We start from the raw sequence: 17167 nt of genomic DNA, 5'->3' as shown, positions 1-17167 counted from the left end.
CTGCTCTCGCCGAATTCCCCTTTTCATCACCGGAGAATTCGATGTTTCGTCACAGCTTCATGCTGGGGCTGGCGCTGCTTGCGGCCAGCGCCAGCCATGCGCAATCACCCGCGCAATCACCCGCGCAATTCACCCCGCAATCCATTGCGCCCGTCACCGCATCCGCCCTGGACAAGGAGACAGGCCCGCTCTCGCTGCCAGCCGCCATCAGCCTGGCCCTTGAGCAGAACAAGACGCTGGCCGCCGCCAGGAAAGAGATCGAGGCCGCTGACGCCACGCTCCTGCAAGCCGGTGCCCGGCCCAATCCGGAGTTCTCGGCACTGATCGAGGACACCCGCAAGTCCAGCCGTACCACCACCTACCAGATCAACCAGCCCATCGAACTGGGCGGCAAGCGCAGCGCCCGCATCGAGGCCGCGCAGCGCGCACGCGACATGGCCGTGCTGGACTACGCCGCCAAGCGCAGCGAACTGCGCGCCGCCGTGGTGGCCGCGTATTACGAGGTGATGGTGGCCACGGAGCGTCAACGACTGGCCCGGGAACTGCTGGAACTGGCCGGGACCTCGGCCGCGATGACGCAACGCCGCGTCATGGCCGGCAAGATTTCCCCCGTCGAGCAGACCAAGGCGCAGGTGGCGCGCTCCGCTGCCCAGCTGGAATTCAACCAGGCCAACAGCGAGCTCAGCCTCGCCCGGCAAAAGCTGGCGATGTCCTGGGGTGCCACGGTCGGCCGCCAACCCTTGAGCGATGAGGGCGTGGAATCCCTGCCGCCCCTGCCGGCCATTGCACAGCTGACCGAGAAGGTGGCCAATGGTCCGGCCGTGCGGCTGGCCCGGCTGGAAGTGGAGCGCCGCCGCGCATTGGCCAGCATCGAGACCAGCAAGCGCACACCCGATGTGAGCCTGACCCTGGGCAACAAGCGCGATGAGTCCAACGCCAGGAACATGTGGGTCGTGGGCGTTTCCGTTCCCATTCCAGTTTTCGACAGCAACCAGGGCAATGAGCTGGAAGCCCTCAAGCGCGTCGATATCGCGCGCGATGCGCTGGCGCTCACTGAGCTGCAGATGCAGGGCGAAGCCGCGCAGGCTTTCGAGCGCCTGCGCAATGCCAGGGAAGAAGCCACTGCCTTGCGCAGTGACATCGTCCCCGCCGCGCAATCGGCCTACCAGGCTGCCCGCACAGGATTCGAACTCGGCAAGTTCGGCTACCTGGATGTGCTCGATGCACAACGCACCTATTTCCAGGCCAAGGCGCAGTACTGGAAAGCGCTTTCCGCCGCCTTCCAGGCCGCCGCCGACCTCGATCGCCTGGCCGGTACCGAGACCCCTCCAGCTGAGTGAGAACACACATGACCAAGAAGCAGACATTGACCATCGCGGCGATCATCGCCATTGCAGCGCTCGTCTCGGGGATCCTCCTGATGAAGGGCAACCCTGCCCAAAGCAGCAGTGCCAAGCCGGACGCCCACCAGGAAGAAGGAGGGCACAAGGAAGACGACCATCATGATGAGGAGAAGGTTGGCGAGCACAAGGACGGTGAGCACAAGGAAGAAGGCAAGATCGCCCTGAGCAAGGAGCAGATCGCCGCCGCCGGCATCGTCCTCAAGACCGCCGGTCCCCAGCAGATCAGGTCCGGCCTGCAGTTGCCGGGCGAGATCCGCTTCAATGAAGACCGCACAGCCCACGTGGTGCCACAGGTGGCCGGCACGGTGGAGTCGGTATCGGCCAAGCTCGGGGAGAAGGTCAGGAAAGGGCAGGTGCTGGCCGTCATCAACAGCAGCGCCGTCTCCGAGCAGCGCTCCGAACTGCTCAACGCAGAACAGCGCCTGTCGCTGGCCCGCACTACCTACCAGCGCGAGAAACACCTGTGGGAACAGAAGATTTCGGCCGAGCAGGATTACCTGCAAGCGCAAGCCGCGCTGCGCGAGGCCGAGGTGGCGGTGCGCAATGCGCAGCAGAAGCTGCGTGCCATCGGTGCTGCCGGGACATCCTCCGGTAACCTGAACCGCTATGAAATCCGCGCGCCCTTCGACGGCATCGTGGTCGAGAAACATCTCGGCCTGGGCGAGGCCGTGCGCGAGGATGCCAACGTCTTCCTGATCTCCGATCTGTCCAGTGTCTGGGCCGAGATCATCGTCTCGCCCAAGGACCTGCAGGTAGTCCGTGCGGGCAAGAAGGCCGTGGTGCGCGCCACCGCTTTCGACGCCAGTGCCGAAGGCACGATCTCCCACGTCGGTGCCCTGATCGGTGAACAGAGCCGTACCGCCAAGGCGCATGTGGTGTTGCCCAATGCGGCCGACCTGTGGCGTCCGGGCCTGTTCGTCAATGTCGAGGTGGTCGCCGGGGAGACCGCGGTACCGGTGGCGGTCCTGGCAGACGCCATCCAGACGGTCGAGGGCAAGAGCGTGGTGTTCGTGCGTGTGGCCGACGGCTTCGCGGCGCGGGAAGTCAGCCTCGGACGCTCCGATGGACAGCTCGTTGAAATCACCTCCGGCCTGGATGCCGGGACCGACTATGCCGCCACCGGCAGCTTCGCCATCAAGGCCGAACTGGGCAAGGGCTCTGCCGAGCACAGCCACTGAGCCGCGCGACTTCAGGAAAGACGACAATCATGTTTGAACGCATCATTCGCTTTGCCATCGAGCATCGATGGCTGGTCCTGCTGGCCGTGCTCGGGATGGGGGCTTATGGGGTTTACAGCTACCAGAAGCTGCCCATCGACGCCGTCCCCGACATTACCAACGTGCAGGTGCAGATCAATACCGCTGCGCCCGGCTATTCGCCGCTGGAGACCGAACAGCGCATCAGCTATCCGATCGAGACCGTCATGTCCGGCCTGCCGCATCTGGAACAGGTGCGCTCGCTCTCGCGCTACGGCCTGTCGCAGGTGACGGTGATCTTCAAGGACGGCACCGACATCTACTTTGCGCGGCAACTGGTCAATGAGCGCATCCAGCAGGCCAGGAGCCAGCTGCCGCCCGGCATCGACCCCGGCATGGGGCCGATCTCCACCGGCCTGGGCGAGATCTACCTGTGGACGGTAGAGGCCAGGGAGGATGCGCGCAAGGCCGATGGCACGCCCTATACCGCCACCGACCTGCGCGAGATCCAGGACTGGGTCATCAAGCCGCAACTGCGCCTGGTCCCTGGCGTGACCGAGATCAATACCATCGGCGGCTTCGCCAGGGAGTACCTGGTGGCGCCCTCGCCGGAGAAGCTGGCCTCCTATGGCATGACCATGGACACCGTCGTCAAGGCGCTGGAGAAGAACAACGGCAACGTCGGTGCCGGCTACATCGAACGGCGCGGCGAGCAATACCTGATCCGCGCGCCGGGCCAGGTCGGCTCCACGGAAGACATCGGCAACGTCGTCCTGGCCAACGTGAAGGGCGTGCCCGTTCGCGTGCGTGACGTGGCCGAGGTGGGTATCGGCCAGGAACTGCGCACCGGTGCGGCCACCGAGAATGGCCGCGAAGTCGTGCTGGGCACGGTCTTCATGCTGATCGGTGAGAACAGCCGCAAGGTCTCGCAGGCGGTGGACAAGAAGATGCGCGAGATCAACCGCACCTTGCCCCAAGGCGTGGAGGCGGTGACCGTCTACGACCGCACCGTGCTGGTGGACAAGGCCATCGCCACCGTCAAGAAGAACCTGGTCGAAGGCGCCTTGCTGGTGGTGGCGGTGCTGTTCGTCTTCCTCGGCAACATCCGCGCGGCCATCATCACGGCCACCGTCATTCCGCTGGCAATGCTGTTCACCTTCACCGGGATGGTCTCCAACAAGGTGAGTGCCAACCTGCTCAGCCTGGGTGCGCTGGACTTCGGCATCATCATCGATGGCGCGGTGGTGATCGTGGAAAACTGCGTGCGCAGGCTGGCCCACGCACAGCAGCATCACGGCCGCACGCTCACCCGCAGCGAGCGCTTCCATGAAGTCTTTGCGGCGGCCAGGGAGGCGCGGTGGCCGCTGCTGTTCGGCCAGCTGATCATCATGATCGTGTACCTGCCGATGTTTGCGCTCACCGGCGTGGAGGGCAAGATGTTCACGCCGATGGCCTTTACCGTCGTGGCGGCGCTCATCGGTGCGATGATCCTGTCAGTCACCTTCATCCCGGCGGCCATCGCCCTCTTCATCGGCGAGCGCGTCGCGGAAAAGGAAAATGTCATGATGGCCTGGGCCAAGCGCCTGTATGAGCCCATGCTCATGCGCATCATGGACAACAAGGCCGTGGTGCTGACCTTTGCCGGAGCCCTGATCGTGGTGTGCGGTGCGGTCGCCACCCGCCTGGGGACGGAGTTTGTACCAAGTTTGAACGAAGGTGACATGGCGCTCCAGGCGCTGCGCATTCCCGGTACCAGCCTGAGCCAGTCGCTGGAGATGCAAAAGCAGATCGAGCGCACGCTGAAGCAGCGATTCCCCGAGATAGAACGCGTCTTCGCCCGCACCGGCACGGCCGAAGTGGCCTCCGATCCGATGCCACCGAACATCTCCGACGGCTACATCATGCTCAAGCCGCAGGACCAGTGGCCCGAGCCGAGAAAGACACACGAAGCGCTGCTGGCCGCGATCCAGGCCGAAGTGGAAAAGATCCCCGGCAACAGCTACGAGTTCTCCCAGCCCATCCAGCTGCGTTTCAACGAGCTGATCTCGGGTGTGCGCAGTGACGTGGCGGTGAAGGTCTTTGGCGATGACATGAACGTGCTCAACGAGACCGCCGGCAAGATCTCGGCCGTGCTGCAGAAGATCCCCGGTGCCACCGAAGTCAAGATCGAGCAGACCACCGGCCTGCCGATGCTGACGGTGGACATCAATCGCCAGAAGACGGCGCGCTACGGGCTCAATGTCTCGGACATCCAGGACACCATCGCCACCGCCATCGGTGGCAAGGAAGCCGGGACCCTGTTCCAGGGCGACCGCCGCTTCGGCATCGTGGTGCGCCTGCCCGACCAGGCGCGCACCGACCTGGAGGCGATCCGCCGCCTGCCGGTGGCCTTGCCGCTGCAGGAAGGGGCGCTGCGCACCAGTTACGTTCCGCTGGGTGAGGTTGCCACGCTGAACATTGCGCCAGGCCCCAACCAGATCAGCCGCGAAGATGGCAAGCGCCGCATCGTGGTCAGCGCCAACGTGCGCGGGCGAGACCTGGGTGGCTTCGTGGCCGATGCCGAGCGCCAGTTGCAGGCCGAGGTCAGGATTCCGGCCGGCTACTGGACCAGCTGGGGCGGCCAGTTCGAGAACCTGCAGTCGGCTACGCAGCGTCTGCAGATCGTCATCCCGGTGGCTTTGCTGATGGTGTTCGTGTTGTTGTTTGCGATGTTTGGCAACGTCAAGGATGGGCTGCTGGTGTTTACCGGCATTCCCTTTGCGCTGACCGGCGGTATCCTCGCGCTGGCCTTGCGTGACATCCCGATGTCGATCTCGGCGGCCGTGGGCTTCATTGCGCTGTCCGGGGTGGCGGTGCTCAACGGGCTGGTGATGATCTCGTTCATCCGCAGCCTGCGCGAGGAAGGACGTTCGCTGGATGCGGCCATTCACGAGGGAGCGATGACGCGCCTGCGTCCGGTGTTGATGACCGCGCTGGTGGCTTCGCTGGGCTTCGTGCCCATGGCGCTGGCCACCGGCACCGGCGCCGAGGTGCAGCGTCCGCTGGCGACGGTGGTCATCGGCGGCATCCTGTCTTCGACGGCGCTGACCTTGCTGGTGCTGCCGCTGCTGTACCGGCTGGCGCATGCAGGGGATGAAGAGGGCGTTGTGCGCCGGTTTGGATTTTGGCGGAAGCGGAGGGGGGTAGCCTGAGGGCCTCAACTCTTCGTCAGCAGGCGATGCACTGACGGGAAGGAGGGCCCGCCATGGCTCTCCTGTTTGTGTCCGGGACTTGGTCCGTTGATGTAACCAAGTCAGATTTTCCGTTGAATCTGGTTTACTCTGTGCGCTGTTTCGATGCGCTCGATCACGATGGCTTTCACGGCACTTTTTCTGCATGGGCGGTGTCGTTGCATGATCGGGAACGCATCGTCAAAGTGATTTTCAAGAGGAAATGAATGAACAGAGTTTTGCAGTCCATCCACGATAACCTGCCCCAATGGATGGCCGACTGGTTCGACGTACTGGTACCGGCGACGGAAGTGGTACTGATCTTCCTGCTGGCGCTGGCCATCATGCGGGTGGCCAGGGGCGTGATGGCCAGGATCGCGCGGACTTACGGACTGCCGGCCACGGCCGTCATGCTCACGCAGCGGGTATTGGGATTTTTCATCTACGGTGGTGCCATGCTGTGGGCGCTGGAGCGCATGGGGGTGTCCGGAGCGGTGCTGAGGTCTGCATTCACCGGGTTTGCCGCTGTGGGCGCGGTGGCATTCTTTGCCGTGTGGAGCGTGTTGTCCAATCTGTTTTGCGCGATCCTGATCTTTACCACCAGCCCGTTCCGCGTGGGGGATTTGATCGAAGTGCTGGAGGGCGGCGACAAGCCCGGCGTGAAGGGGCGCGTGCTGGATATCAATCTGGTCTATACCACCTTGCTGGAGGAAGGGCAGGGGCAGGAAGCGAAGACGATCTTGCAGCTGCCCAACAGCATGTTCTTCCAGCGGATTGTGCGCAGGTGGAGTGATGAGGGTGGCGTTGTACTCTAGGGCCTGTTCACATTAAATCTGCGAGTGCGAGAGGTCGCCAAGCGTTGACTGCCTAGGCGCAGCGACGCGCCGTGGTGGTGCCACGGCAAGGAGCTGCAACAACGGCAGGCGACGCTTGGCGGCCTCTCCCGGAGGGTTGCCCCCAGAAGGCGCGCTGGCCGCGGTGCACGTCGGGGCTGGTGGCACCACCACCAGCCCCGACGCGCGCCTTGCCACCACGCCTTCTGGGGGCAACGCATCTCGCAGATTTAATGTGAACAGGCCCTAGGGCGTAATGCGCACCATTGAGGTATCGTTCAGGGCCAAGGAGGAACCTGGAAATGGACCTGATTAAAATCCTGGAATACAAGCGCTGGTCAGACCGCCGCATTCTCGACGCGGTCGCTGAACTTGACCAGGAGGAGCAGAACCGCGCGCTGGATTTCGCACGGCAACAGTTGAACCACATGGTGCGCGTGGAGGAGTTGTTCCAGGCCCGGTTGCGTGGCGTGGCCGATCCGCATGACTCCACCAATACCGAGCACCTGCCCGAACTGGATGAGCTGGATGCCAGACTGATGGCAGCGAACAAGTGGTTGCAGGCCTATGCGGGAAGCCTCACTGCCAGTCAGCTGAAGGAAAATATTTCCTTCACGTTCGTGGATGGGAAGCGGGGAAGGCTCAGTCGCGAGGAAGCGTTATTTCACCTGATCAACCATGGCACCTACCATCGCGGGGCGATTGGCCATGCACTCGATCTGGCCGGTGGTCAGCGTCCTGCTGATACTTACAACGTGTTCATCCATGCTGCCGAACCGGAGAGGCGCGGCTAGGCCTCATCAACATGCAGCCGGTTTTTGAGTCAGAGGTGCCTGGCTTTGCGATCCTCGCTTGTCGGTAGTGCAGGCGACGAGGATGATTACTTCCCTGCCGGTTCCAGGCGGTGCCGCGAGAAAAAATCCACAACCAGCCGACTGGCATCCGGCTCCGCGGCATTGTAGGACAAGGTGGTATCCCCTCCACTCCAGGCGTGCCCCAGTCCCTCGATCAACACGGATCGGAGGATGAGCTTGCGTCCACGAAGATAGTCACGGGTTGCAACTATCCTGTGCCGGGGCTGCTTTTTGGAGGTGCGGCCGTAGGGCGTTTCCCGGGGAGGCTGTGCGATCAGGCCCTGCGTTTGATTGAGCAGAAGAAACTGTTCCAGCAGCTGGCGCTGGTTGACGGGCCGCACGATCTTGTCGTCAGTCCCGCCGATGAGGATCGCCGGTAATGCGCCCGTTCGCGGAAAGCGCGTGAGCGCCCGCCTGGCGGCGGCTGAAGCGCGCAGCGATCCGTGCTGCATCACCGAATACGCCCCGGCGGCGCTGCTGGAAACACCGGAAACCGGCGCGGCATGCAGCGCGACAGCAGCGATGAGTTCGGGATGCGTCAATGCCAGGAGATGGGCCAACGCTGCCCCGGCCGAGATCCCGCAGACGTAGACGCGTTGCGGGTCGATGGGATGCGTTTCCAGGATCTCCTGGATCAAGGAGGCCACCGCTGCGACGTCACCTTCGCCCTTCTGGGCGTCCTGTGCATACCATCGCCAGCATCGGTGCGGATGGACCCGCAGGGATTGCTCTGGATACAGGACGGCAAAGCCGTGCTTTGCTGCGTGCGTATTCATCCTCGTTCCTTGCGCAAAGTCGGCAGCGTTTTGTTGGCAGCCGTGGAGCATCACGATCAAGGGTAGCCCTGAGGGAGTGGGCTTGGGCAGGCAAAGGCGATACTGCAGCGAAGGAGTGGTGGCGGGGACGTGATGGACTCCGGCCGTAACTGTGACTTCGGATGCGGGCGCGGTGGCTGCACGAGGAGCGGTCTTGGTCGTGCGTCCGGATGAGGTTTTGCTGCGGGGTGAGGCGGGCGACAGAAAATCGAGAAATTGCTTGCGCTGTACTTTCCCGGCTTTCTTCATGGCCGATAGCCACAGGCGGCTCAGTTTTTTCATCAGGATGACGCCGGGTGGACGATGGGATTGTTTGACCGTGGTGTCTGCAAGCAGTTTCTCTTGCGAGTGCCAGAGCAGTTGCTGCACGCCCCGGGGGGGGGCGGAATGGTTGATTCGTCCGTTGCTCAGGGACACGTCATGTTATTGCCAATTTTTGGGGCTGGGTATTACACCGGAGCTGCGGTTGCGGCATTGAATGCAGTTCCGATCCCGCAAACTATCCCGCCTATCGGCATGACAAAATCCAAGCAGAGATGGCCGGTGCGAGCGCCATCCCGGGATTACCGCCAGGAATGGTGAGCTGAACTGTTCTCTGCCGTATCGGTATCCGGACCAAGAGACTGCAAGGAACCCGCGAGATTGCGCAATTCGTCCAGCAATCGGGTCGCTGGTGTGGGCAGTATCCCTTGGCGGCGTCGAAATGCCATCAAGGTCCGTGGGGCTTTCAGTCCCTCCACCGGCAGCGCATCGATCAGGCCGGCCTTGCGTTCCGTATCGAACATGGGGCCGGACATCCAGCCCACGAATCCGCAGCGTGCTACCAGGCTCTTGAGTACCGTGACGGAACGTGATTCCACTGCGATCTCAGGCATCGGCAAGCCAGCCTTCGCAAACGTTTCCTTCAGGTGCAGATAAGGTCCTGTGCCAGCAGGAGTCAATGCCCATCGCAGCTCAAGGGTTTCGGCCAGGGTGATCTTGTCTTTGCCCCGCAAGGGATGATCGTTTCCTGCCACCACGTAGCTCAGGTCTGTCCAGCAGCAGTCCGCGATCGCTGCCACGCCATCGGTTTCCATGCCCGACGTGCCTAGTGCCAGGTCGATCTCGTGGGTCAGCAAGCCCTCTGCCAGACGATCCCAAACGCCTTCGATGATTTCCACGCGCAGGTTGGGCCATTTTTCCAGTACACCGGCCACAGCCAGTGGCAGTACCAGACTGGCAATGCTCCCCACCGCGCCGACCTTGATGACGCCCTTGCTCAAACCACGCAGGGCATCCAGTTCGTCGCGCGCCTGCTTGGCTTCCCGTTGCAAGGAAAGTGCGTGCGGCAGCAGCGCCTGTCCAAGCTGTGTCAGGTGCATGCCGGTGGTGTGACGTTCAAACAGGATGCCGCCCACGGATTCCTCGAGACGCTTGATGGCCCGACTCAAGGCCGGCTGGGTCAGGCCGAGCACGTGCGCCGCTCGCCCCAGGCTACCGGCACCGACGATGGCACAGAACATTTCCAGTTGCTGCAGATTGAAGCTCAATGATTTCTCCCGATGATGGTGCTGGCTGAGCATTTCGGCGCTTGCGTGACATGAGTCGGCACATTACCAAAGGTTATGACTTTTATCCAATTTGGCAATTTTCAAAGAGATGATTGCGTCACATACTCCTCCCGAATCACTTTCCACCCAAGTCACAAGATCTTCCATAGGACTTCACATGCAGGCGCCCCAATCACCTGGAATCACAGTTCGCGACGCCGTCCTCGATCTGATGCGTCGCCTGGACATGACCTCCGTCTTTGCCAATCCGGGCTCAACTGAACTGCCCATGTTCCGGGACTTCCCGGCCGATTTCCGATACGTGCTGGGCTTGCAGGAAGCAGTGGTGGTCGGCATGGCCGACGGGTATGCCCAAGCCAGCGGCAAGGCCGCCCTGGTCAATTTGCATTCGGCGGCGGGCGTCGGCAATGCCATGGGCAACATCTTCACCGCCTTCCGCAATCGCACTCCGCTCATCATCACCGCCGGCCAGCAGGCGCGCTCCATCCTGCCATTCGATCCGTTCCTGGCCGCCTCGCACGCCACCGAACTTCCCAAGCCCTACGTCAAGTGGAGCATCGAGCCCGCGCGCGCCGCCGACGTTCCGCGCGCACTTGCCCGGGCCTACCACATTGCCATGCAGGAACCGCGTGGTCCGGTGTTCGTTTCCATTCCCGTGGATGACTGGGATCAGCCTGGGGAGTTGCTCGAGGCCACCGAAGTCACTACGCGCAGCCGCCCGGAGCCTGAGGCCATCGCTGCCCTTGCCACCGCCCTGCACCGCTGTGAGCGTCCGGCCATCGTCGTCGGTTCGGAACTGGACCGTGCCGGGGCTTGGGACGAGGTGCTTCGTCTGGCCGAGACCTCCAACGCACGCGTGTTTGTTGCGCCCATGTCCTCGCGTTGCAGCTTCCCTGAAGACCACGACCTGTTCGCTGGATTCCTGCCGGCCATGCGCGAGAAGATCGTGCAATTGCTCAATGGCCATGACCTGATTTTCGTAGCCGGCGCTCCCGCCTTTACCTATCACGTCGAAGGCAGCGGGCCGCATCTGCCACCCGGTGCGCAGCTGTACCAATTGATTGATGATCCGGTGACGGCTTCCTGGACGCCATCCGGGACCGCCATCGTCGGCAATATCCAGCTGGGATTGCAAGACCTGTTGGCGCAGCTGCTGAAGCATCCGCCCGCCGCTCGTCCGCTGCCACCTGCGCGTGCTGCGCGTCCCCGCGCCGAGCCGGAGACACCGATGTCAGCGGCCTTTGCCATGCAGACCCTCGCTGAGGTGCGTGCAGCAGAGGATATCGTGGTCGAGGAAGCGCCGGGATCTCGTCCGACCATGCAGGCCTATCTGCCCTTTACACGCCCGGGAACCTTCTACACCATGGCCAGCGGCGGTCTTGGCTATGGCATGCCGGCGGCGGTGGGGGTAGCCTTGGCCAGGCCGCAGCAACGCGTCATCGGGCTGATCGGGGATGGTTCTGCCATGTACTCGCCGCAAGCCATCTACAGCGCAGTGCAGCTGCGTCTTCCCCTCACCTTCGTGATCATCAACAACAGGCGCTACGCCGCCCTGCAGGACTTCGCGCCGGTTTTCGGCTTCGGTGCCGATGACGTGGTCCAAGGGACTGATCTTCCCGGCCTCGACTTCGTCGCACTGGCGCAGTCGATGGGATGCCAAGGGGTGCGTGTGAGTGAGCCCGGCGAGCTGGCCGCTGCACTGCAGACGGCGATATCGTCGAATGAACCCCGTCTGGTGGAAGTCGTGGTGCGCTGATTGTTTTCGTTAGGATTCTGCTTGGTTGCAAATCGATACTAATACCCTGGCAGCGAGAAAGAAGCTAGAAACAACAGGAGGAGACTATGAAAGAAGTTGACATGCTGATCAACGGCCAGCGCCGTCCAGCCACTGGCGGTGCTTGCTTTGAGCGTCGCAACCCGCTCGATGAGAGCGTTGCCTCGCGAGCACCGGCGGCGACCGTCGCGGATGCACAATCGGCCGTTCGCGCTGCTGCTGAGGCTTTCCCTGCCTGGGCTGCGATGGGCCCCGGAGAACGCCGCGGCCTGCTCGCCCGTGCAGCTGACGCGCTGCAAGCCCGCGCAGATGCGTTTGCGGAGGCCATGGCCTCCGAGACCGGTGCGTCTCATCACTGGGCGGCTTTCAACGTGCATCTGGCCGCCGACGGCCTGCGCGAAGCCGCAGCGATGACTACCCAGATCGCGGGGCAGCTCATTCCCTCCGATGTCCCAGGCAACCTCGCCATGGGGGTGCGCCAGGCGGCCGGCGTCGTATTGGGTATCGCCCCCTGGAATGCCCCCGTCATCCTGGGCGTGCGTGCGGTCGCACTTCCGCTGGCCTGCGGCAATACCGTGATCTTCAAGGGTTCTGAAATCTGCCCGGCCACGCATGGCCTCATCATTGACGCATTCCAGGATGCCGGATTGCCGCCTGGCGTGGTGAACTTCATCACCAACGCGCCGGAAGATGCCGGCAAAATTGTTGAAGCCATCATCGCCGATCCGGCAGTGCGACGTGTCAATTTTACGGGCTCCACGCGCGTGGGCCGCATCATCGCCGGCCAATGCGCCAAGTACCTCAAGCCAGCCGTGCTGGAGCTGGGGGGCAAGGCACCTTTCATCGTGCTGCACGATGCGGACATCGAGGCTGCGGTGCAGGCAGCGGCCTTCGGTGCCTTCGCCAACTCCGGACAGATCTGCATGTCCACCGAGCGCATCATCGTCGACGAACGTGTGGCCGATGACTTTGTCGCCCGCCTGGTAGCCAAGGCGCGCAGCCTTCCGCTGGGTGATCCCCGCCAAGGGCCGGTCGTGCTGGGTTCGGTCGTCGACCTGGCAACCGTGCAGCGCTGCAACGCGCTGATCGATGATGCCCTTGCCAAGGGGGCACGCCTGGTGTGCGGCGGCAAGGCCGAGAGCACGCTCATGCCGGCCACGCTGCTGGACCATGTCACAGCGCAGATGGACATCTATCACGAGGAGTCCTTCGGTCCGGTCAAGCCCATCGTGCGGGTCAAGGATGACGATGCCGCCATTGCATGTGCCAACGACAATGAATATGGCCTCTCGGCCGCACTGTTCAGCCGTGATATCGCCCGCGCATTGAACCTGGTACGCCGTATCGAGTCCGGGATCTGCCACATCAACGGAGCGACCGTGCATGACGAGGCGCATATGCCCTTCGGCGGCGTGAAGTCCAGTGGCTTCGGTCATTTTGGCGGTAGCGCCGGGGTGGCCGAATTCACTGATCTGCGTTGGATCACGGTTCAAACCTCGCAGCGCCAGTACCCGTTCTGAGAGAGTTCGCTGCACGCGGGGCGGTACGCCGTCCCGCGTTGCCAATCACTATAAAAAATCGCCAATGCGGGCCGGCAATGACCGGACCCGTGCGATACAACAGAGGAGACAGCCATGAAAATGACATCCTGGCACCAGCGTCACAAGCACGATCCAATCCGCATCAATGCATTCGCCGCGGCCACCATCGAAGACACGATCCGGGAGCGCACATGAGCACCTACGGGATCGATCAAGCAAAGGTCGTCGACATCGGGCGCGTGCTGGATGAAGGGACGTTTACCGGCTTCCAGAAGATGGTGGTCATCCTGGCAGCGCTGTCGATCGTCATGGACGGATTCGACGGGCAGCTGATTGGCTTCGCCATTCCCAGCCTGATCAAGGAGTGGGGCGTCACGCGCAATGCGTTTGCTCCGGCTGTGGCCGCGGGCCTGGTCGGCATGGGCTTGGGCAGCGCCTTTGCCGGCTTGTTCGCGGATCGCTTCGGTCGCCGCCTGGCCATCATTGGCAGTGTCTTCGTGTTCGGGATCGCTACCAGCCTGATCTCGCTTTCTCCGGATATCACCACGATTGCAATCCTGCGCTTTTTCGCCGGCCTCGGAATCGGCGGTGCCCTGCCTGTCTCCACCACGATTACGGCAGAATTCAGTCCGGCCCGGATACGTACCTTTGCCGTCACCGCGACCATCGTCTGCGTTCCCCTGGGAGGAATGTTGGCCGGTCTCTTCGCCAACCTGGTGCTGCCCCACTATGGCTGGCGTGGCCTCTTCTTGCTGGGCGGCATGCTGCCGGTGGCATTTTCGGTACTGTTATGGTTCTGCATTCCGGAGTCGCCACGATACCTGGCACGCCAACCCGACCGTTGGGATGAGTTGCGGTCCCTGCTTGCGCGCATGTCCCGCACGATCTCCGCGGGGATGCGCTTCACCGATGCGCGTGAACAGGATTCCCAACCCAAGGCAGGATTCGGTGCGCTGTTTGCTGAGGGAAGGGCGCGCGACACCATTGCCATCTGGCTCGCTTTCTTCATGAACCTGCTGGCCGTCTATAGCGCATTCAGTTGGCTCCCGACGATGCTGGCAGGCGAAGGCCTCAGCCCATCGGTGGCCGCCAACGGCCTCACGGCCTACAACATCGGCGGCGTCTTTGGCGCACTGCTGTGCGCGGTAGTGATCGGCCGCTTCGGCTCACGTGTTCCCATGCTGCTCTGCTGCCTGGCCGCCGCAGGGACTGCATTTGCGTTGCGCAGCCTGGACGTGAGCAGCCAGACGACCCTGTTGGTTGCGGGGATCGGCTTGCACGGACTGTTCGTCAACGCCGTCCAATGCACCATGTACGCGCTTTGCGCTTATATCTATCCGACCCAGGTACGCGCGACCGGTACGGCGGGCGCGCTGGCATTCGGTCGCCTGGGGGCCATCCTCAGTGCATTTGCGGGTGCCATCGTGATCACCCAAGGTGGCGCTTCCGGCTATCTCGCCATGCTGGGAGGGGCGATGCTGTTCGTCTTCGTGACCCTGCTGGTGGTGAGCAAGCATATTCCCCGCGCAGCGGCGACCGTCAAACATCAAGAGAAGGAGCAGCAAGCATGAACATTGCCATTGTTGGCGCTGGCGCCATGGGCGGACTATTTGGTGCGCGTCTTGCGTTGAACGGACAGAAGGTCAGTTTCATCGAAGTCGCGCCCGCTACGATAGCGGCGATCAGCGATAACGGCCTGGCCTTTTCCGATGACAGTGGCACCCATACGGTAAGAGTCCCGGTAGGCAGGGCTGACTCCTTTGCCGAGCCGTTTGACCTCATCGTGTTCTTTACCAAGAGCCTGCATACCCAAAGCGCAGTACGTAGCATCTCCCATCTTGTGGGCCAGAATACCTGGGCCTTATCCGTGCAGAATGGATTGGGTAATGCGGAAATCATTTCCGAGGTCATTCCGAGCGAGCGCATCATTGTCGGGATGACCAATCTCCCTGCGGATCTCAAGTCTGCGGGGGTGGTGCATAGTCATGGGGAGGGTTATGTCAGGATCTGGACTATGTCGGGCAAGGAGCGGCCGGAAGTCAGCCGAGTGGCGGAAATCTTCAGTGCAGCCGGACTCAATTGCAGTGCTGATCCCCAGGTACGAGCTGCCATCTGGGAAAAGGTCGCTTTCAATGCGGCACTCAACTCGGTGTGCGCGGTCATCGGCTGTACGGTCGGTACGGCTGGATCGACCGAGCAAGGGCGAGCATTGGCGATGCGCATTGCCGCTGAAACGGTGTCCGTAGCTCAGGCGCTCCAGATTCCCGCCCGCATGGCGAAGGTGGAGGAGGCCCTCCTGGATGCCTTCAGGATGCACGTCAACCACAAGCCATCGATGCTGCAGGATATCGAGGCCGGCAGACAGACGGAAATCGATTTCATCAATGGCGCCGTCGCCGAACAGGCGCGCGGCTGTGGGGTTTCCGTTCCTACCGTCACGGCGCTTTACGAGCTGGTCAAGATGAAGCAGGACGCAGTGCTCAATCGGAAGTAAGCACATCAGGTGGGGAGCAGGAAGAGAAAGGGGGGAAGATCAATCTTCCCCCCTTTCATCATGTGCGCGAAGCTATTGCGGGATTGCTGGCAATGATCACTTCAAGCTTCGCGCTCTCTCGGTGTGCTCTCATCGTCTGTGCTCTTCAGGGACGGCAGGGCTTCCATAGCCTCTTGCACAGGCGTGCCTGTCGCAGAAAAAAATTCAACAGGGCGGTAGCGCTTGGGATTGAGCAATAGCCGGGTCACGTCCGGACGCGCATAGTGACCTGCCGGATCGGCTGCGCTCTTTGCGATGCTGATGACGCCAAGATCAAGCTCGGCAAAGAGCAATCCCTCTTCCGTCTCCGGAATTTTCGGGGTCAAGGAGCTTCCGTCAGGTCCGTAAATGACGGAGTGCCCGCCTCCTGCATGGATCAGGTTTTTCTTGTCGGCGGTATCGCAGAGTTCGTCAACCGCTTCCTGGCTAATCACGCAACTGGGTGCCAGCACGAAGCAGGATGCCGCCGGCGACTACTCGGTCGTGGAGCTGATGGTCGTCCTGGACCGGTTCGGCTTGGAGCTCGACATCTTTGAGCAGATAGCGCTGAAGAAAATGAAAGAGGGACCTGCTGGCCCCGCGCCAGACCTCACCATAAAGACCAAGGTGCAGATTGCTGTTGACCGTATCCGCGAGCAGCCTACTTCGTCCAAGTAGAACTGAGCCCATGGAACATAACTTCATCCTCCGATACCAGCTAGACCCGGCCGATGCCGCCAGTGATGTGGACGATGTCCTCGAACGCCTCGGCGAGGCCGGCTGCACCGATGCTGTCGTTGGGATAGGTTTGCCGGGGAAAATCACTCTCGATTTCGCGCGCAGTGCTACTTCTCTACAGCAGGCAATTCGTATTGCTGTAGCGGACGTGGAAAGCGCCATACCGACAGCGGTGCTGTATTCGAAGGAAGTTACGGAAAACGGAGAGGAAGTTGACGAGGTCCTCATAGCGAGATTGGCCATCATGGAGTGTGATTTTGCATTGAATCCTGATCCGCTTTTTGCATCAATCCTTGACCCTCTTCATATTGGCCTAAGCCAAAGGCTCCTTGCGTGTTGATCTCGCTTGCTTAGTCTCTCGAGTCGAACTATTTTTGAATCGATAACTGTCATTGCCGGTTTCCACGATATGACAATGGTGCGTCAACCGGTCAAGTAGCGCAGTAGTCATCTTCGGGTCACCGAAGACCGCCCCCCACTCTCCGAAGCCAAGATTCGTTGTTATGACCAAACTTGTCCGTTCGTAAAGTTTGCTAATGAGGTGAAACAGCAAGGCTCCACCGACTTGACTAAACGGCAGGTACCCAAGCTCGTCCAAAATCACGAGATCGGTATATAGCAACCGATTTGCGAGATGTCCCGCCCGTCTGTTGATTTGCTCGCAGAATTGACCCTCTCCATCTGACCCACCTTCCACCGCCTTCCGAAGGCTGCGACGCGGTCGTACGACCCCTTATAGCCT

At 61.9% G+C, this 17167-nt stretch carries 15 protein-coding genes and 1 pseudogene; 12 read left to right on the top strand and 4 right to left on the bottom strand.

Annotation, left to right across the window (positions count from 1 at the left end; all coding sequences use genetic code 11):
• The first annotated feature begins 41 nt into the window (after positions 1-41).
• From CEJ45_RS18665 to CEJ45_RS18640, 6 genes are all read left to right on the top strand, one after another.
• A complete protein-coding gene (locus CEJ45_RS18665; RefSeq protein WP_088756534.1) occupies positions 42-1340 on the top strand; it encodes a TolC family protein in 1299 nt (432 codons plus the stop codon).
• Positions 1341-1348: 8 nt separating this feature from the next.
• Positions 1349-2581: an efflux RND transporter periplasmic adaptor subunit gene (locus tag CEJ45_RS18660; RefSeq protein ID WP_088756533.1), complete on the top strand. Its 1233-nt coding sequence runs from the start codon at positions 1349-1351 to the stop codon at positions 2579-2581.
• Positions 2582-2610: 29 nt separating this feature from the next.
• Entirely contained in the window at positions 2611-5790 is a 3180-nt protein-coding gene (locus CEJ45_RS18655) for a CusA/CzcA family heavy metal efflux RND transporter (RefSeq protein ID WP_088756532.1), read from the top strand.
• Between the two features lie 53 nt (positions 5791-5843).
• Complete coding sequence (locus CEJ45_RS18650; RefSeq protein WP_088756531.1) at positions 5844-6035, top strand: hypothetical protein; 192 nt, start codon at positions 5844-5846, stop codon at positions 6033-6035.
• A complete protein-coding gene (locus CEJ45_RS18645; protein ID WP_187697710.1) occupies positions 6036-6623 on the top strand; it encodes a mechanosensitive ion channel family protein in 588 nt (195 codons plus the stop codon).
• A 320-nt stretch (positions 6624-6943) separates the two neighbouring features.
• The gene (locus tag CEJ45_RS18640; protein WP_088756529.1) at positions 6944-7435 is read left to right on the top strand and encodes a DinB family protein; all 492 of its coding nucleotides are present in this window, start codon (positions 6944-6946) and stop codon (positions 7433-7435) included.
• Between the two features lie 86 nt (positions 7436-7521).
• Here CEJ45_RS18640 and CEJ45_RS18635 read toward each other — a convergent pair whose 3' ends face one another.
• Both CEJ45_RS18635 and CEJ45_RS18630 read right to left on the bottom strand, forming a co-directional pair.
• Positions 7522-8727: an extracellular catalytic domain type 1 short-chain-length polyhydroxyalkanoate depolymerase gene (locus CEJ45_RS18635; RefSeq protein ID WP_241517379.1), complete on the bottom strand. Its 1206-nt coding sequence runs from the start codon at positions 8725-8727 to the stop codon at positions 7522-7524.
• A 146-nt stretch (positions 8728-8873) separates the two neighbouring features.
• The gene (locus CEJ45_RS18630; protein ID WP_088756528.1) at positions 8874-9839 is read right to left on the bottom strand and encodes a LysR family transcriptional regulator; all 966 of its coding nucleotides are present in this window, start codon (positions 9837-9839) and stop codon (positions 8874-8876) included.
• A 178-nt stretch (positions 9840-10017) separates the two neighbouring features.
• Between CEJ45_RS18630 and mdlC the strand changes: the two genes are divergently transcribed.
• From mdlC to CEJ45_RS18610, 4 genes are all read left to right on the top strand, one after another.
• Entirely contained in the window at positions 10018-11616 is a 1599-nt protein-coding gene (gene mdlC / locus CEJ45_RS18625; protein ID WP_088756527.1) for a benzoylformate decarboxylase, read from the top strand.
• 86 nt (positions 11617-11702) lie between these two features.
• Positions 11703-13154: an aldehyde dehydrogenase gene (locus CEJ45_RS18620; protein WP_088756526.1), complete on the top strand. Its 1452-nt coding sequence runs from the start codon at positions 11703-11705 to the stop codon at positions 13152-13154.
• Between the two features lie 212 nt (positions 13155-13366).
• Entirely contained in the window at positions 13367-14746 is a 1380-nt protein-coding gene (locus CEJ45_RS18615) for an MFS transporter (protein WP_088756525.1), read from the top strand.
• On the top strand, positions 14743-15669 hold the full coding sequence (locus tag CEJ45_RS18610; protein WP_088756524.1) for a ketopantoate reductase family protein: 927 nt from the start codon (positions 14743-14745) through the stop codon (positions 15667-15669). Before CEJ45_RS18615 ends, CEJ45_RS18610 begins: the two co-directional genes overlap by 4 nt.
• A 101-nt stretch (positions 15670-15770) precedes the next feature.
• Here CEJ45_RS18610 and CEJ45_RS18605 read toward each other — a convergent pair whose 3' ends face one another.
• Entirely contained in the window at positions 15771-16142 is a 372-nt protein-coding gene (locus CEJ45_RS18605) for a carbon-nitrogen hydrolase family protein (protein WP_241517378.1), read from the bottom strand.
• Between CEJ45_RS18605 and CEJ45_RS24885 the strand changes: the two genes are divergently transcribed.
• Both CEJ45_RS24885 and CEJ45_RS18595 read left to right on the top strand, forming a co-directional pair.
• Entirely contained in the window at positions 16096-16365 is a 270-nt protein-coding gene (locus CEJ45_RS24885) for a hypothetical protein (protein WP_162292103.1), read from the top strand. The two genes, CEJ45_RS18605 and CEJ45_RS24885, sit on opposite strands and share 47 nt — an antisense overlap.
• Before the next feature lie 10 nt (positions 16366-16375).
• The gene (locus tag CEJ45_RS18595; protein WP_088756521.1) at positions 16376-16765 is read left to right on the top strand and encodes a hypothetical protein; all 390 of its coding nucleotides are present in this window, start codon (positions 16376-16378) and stop codon (positions 16763-16765) included.
• Here CEJ45_RS18595 and CEJ45_RS18590 read toward each other — a convergent pair.
• A pseudogene (locus CEJ45_RS18590) lies at positions 16739-17068 on the bottom strand (ATP-binding protein); the annotation flags it as partial. The gene CEJ45_RS18595 and the pseudogene CEJ45_RS18590 overlap by 27 nt on opposite strands.
• Positions 17069-17167: the final 99 nt, after the last annotated feature.

Source organism: Herbaspirillum aquaticum (assembly GCF_002213425.1).
Taxonomy (GTDB): Bacteria; Pseudomonadota; Gammaproteobacteria; order Burkholderiales; family Burkholderiaceae_D; genus Herbaspirillum; species Herbaspirillum aquaticum.
This window is presented reverse-complemented; position numbering and strand designations above follow the sequence as displayed.

Coding starts and splice junctions, on each gene's coding strand:
- CEJ45_RS18660 (WP_088756533.1), top strand. CDS start 1,349: ATGACCAAGAAGCAGACATTGACCATCGCGGCGATCATCGCCATTGCA.
- CEJ45_RS18615 (WP_088756525.1), top strand. CDS start 13,367: ATGAGCACCTACGGGATCGATCAAGCAAAGGTCGTCGACATCGGGCGC.
- CEJ45_RS18610 (WP_088756524.1), top strand. CDS start 14,743: ATGAACATTGCCATTGTTGGCGCTGGCGCCATGGGCGGACTATTTGGT.
- CEJ45_RS18595 (WP_088756521.1), top strand. CDS start 16,376: ATGGAACATAACTTCATCCTCCGATACCAGCTAGACCCGGCCGATGCC.
- CEJ45_RS18645 (WP_187697710.1), top strand. CDS start 6,036: ATGAACAGAGTTTTGCAGTCCATCCACGATAACCTGCCCCAATGGATG.
- CEJ45_RS18640 (WP_088756529.1), top strand. CDS start 6,944: ATGGACCTGATTAAAATCCTGGAATACAAGCGCTGGTCAGACCGCCGC.
- CEJ45_RS18665 (WP_088756534.1), top strand. CDS start 42: ATGTTTCGTCACAGCTTCATGCTGGGGCTGGCGCTGCTTGCGGCCAGC.
- CEJ45_RS18655 (WP_088756532.1), top strand. CDS start 2,611: ATGTTTGAACGCATCATTCGCTTTGCCATCGAGCATCGATGGCTGGTC.
- mdlC (WP_088756527.1), top strand. CDS start 10,018: ATGCAGGCGCCCCAATCACCTGGAATCACAGTTCGCGACGCCGTCCTC.
- CEJ45_RS18620 (WP_088756526.1), top strand. CDS start 11,703: ATGAAAGAAGTTGACATGCTGATCAACGGCCAGCGCCGTCCAGCCACT.
- CEJ45_RS18650 (WP_088756531.1), top strand. CDS start 5,844: ATGGCTCTCCTGTTTGTGTCCGGGACTTGGTCCGTTGATGTAACCAAG.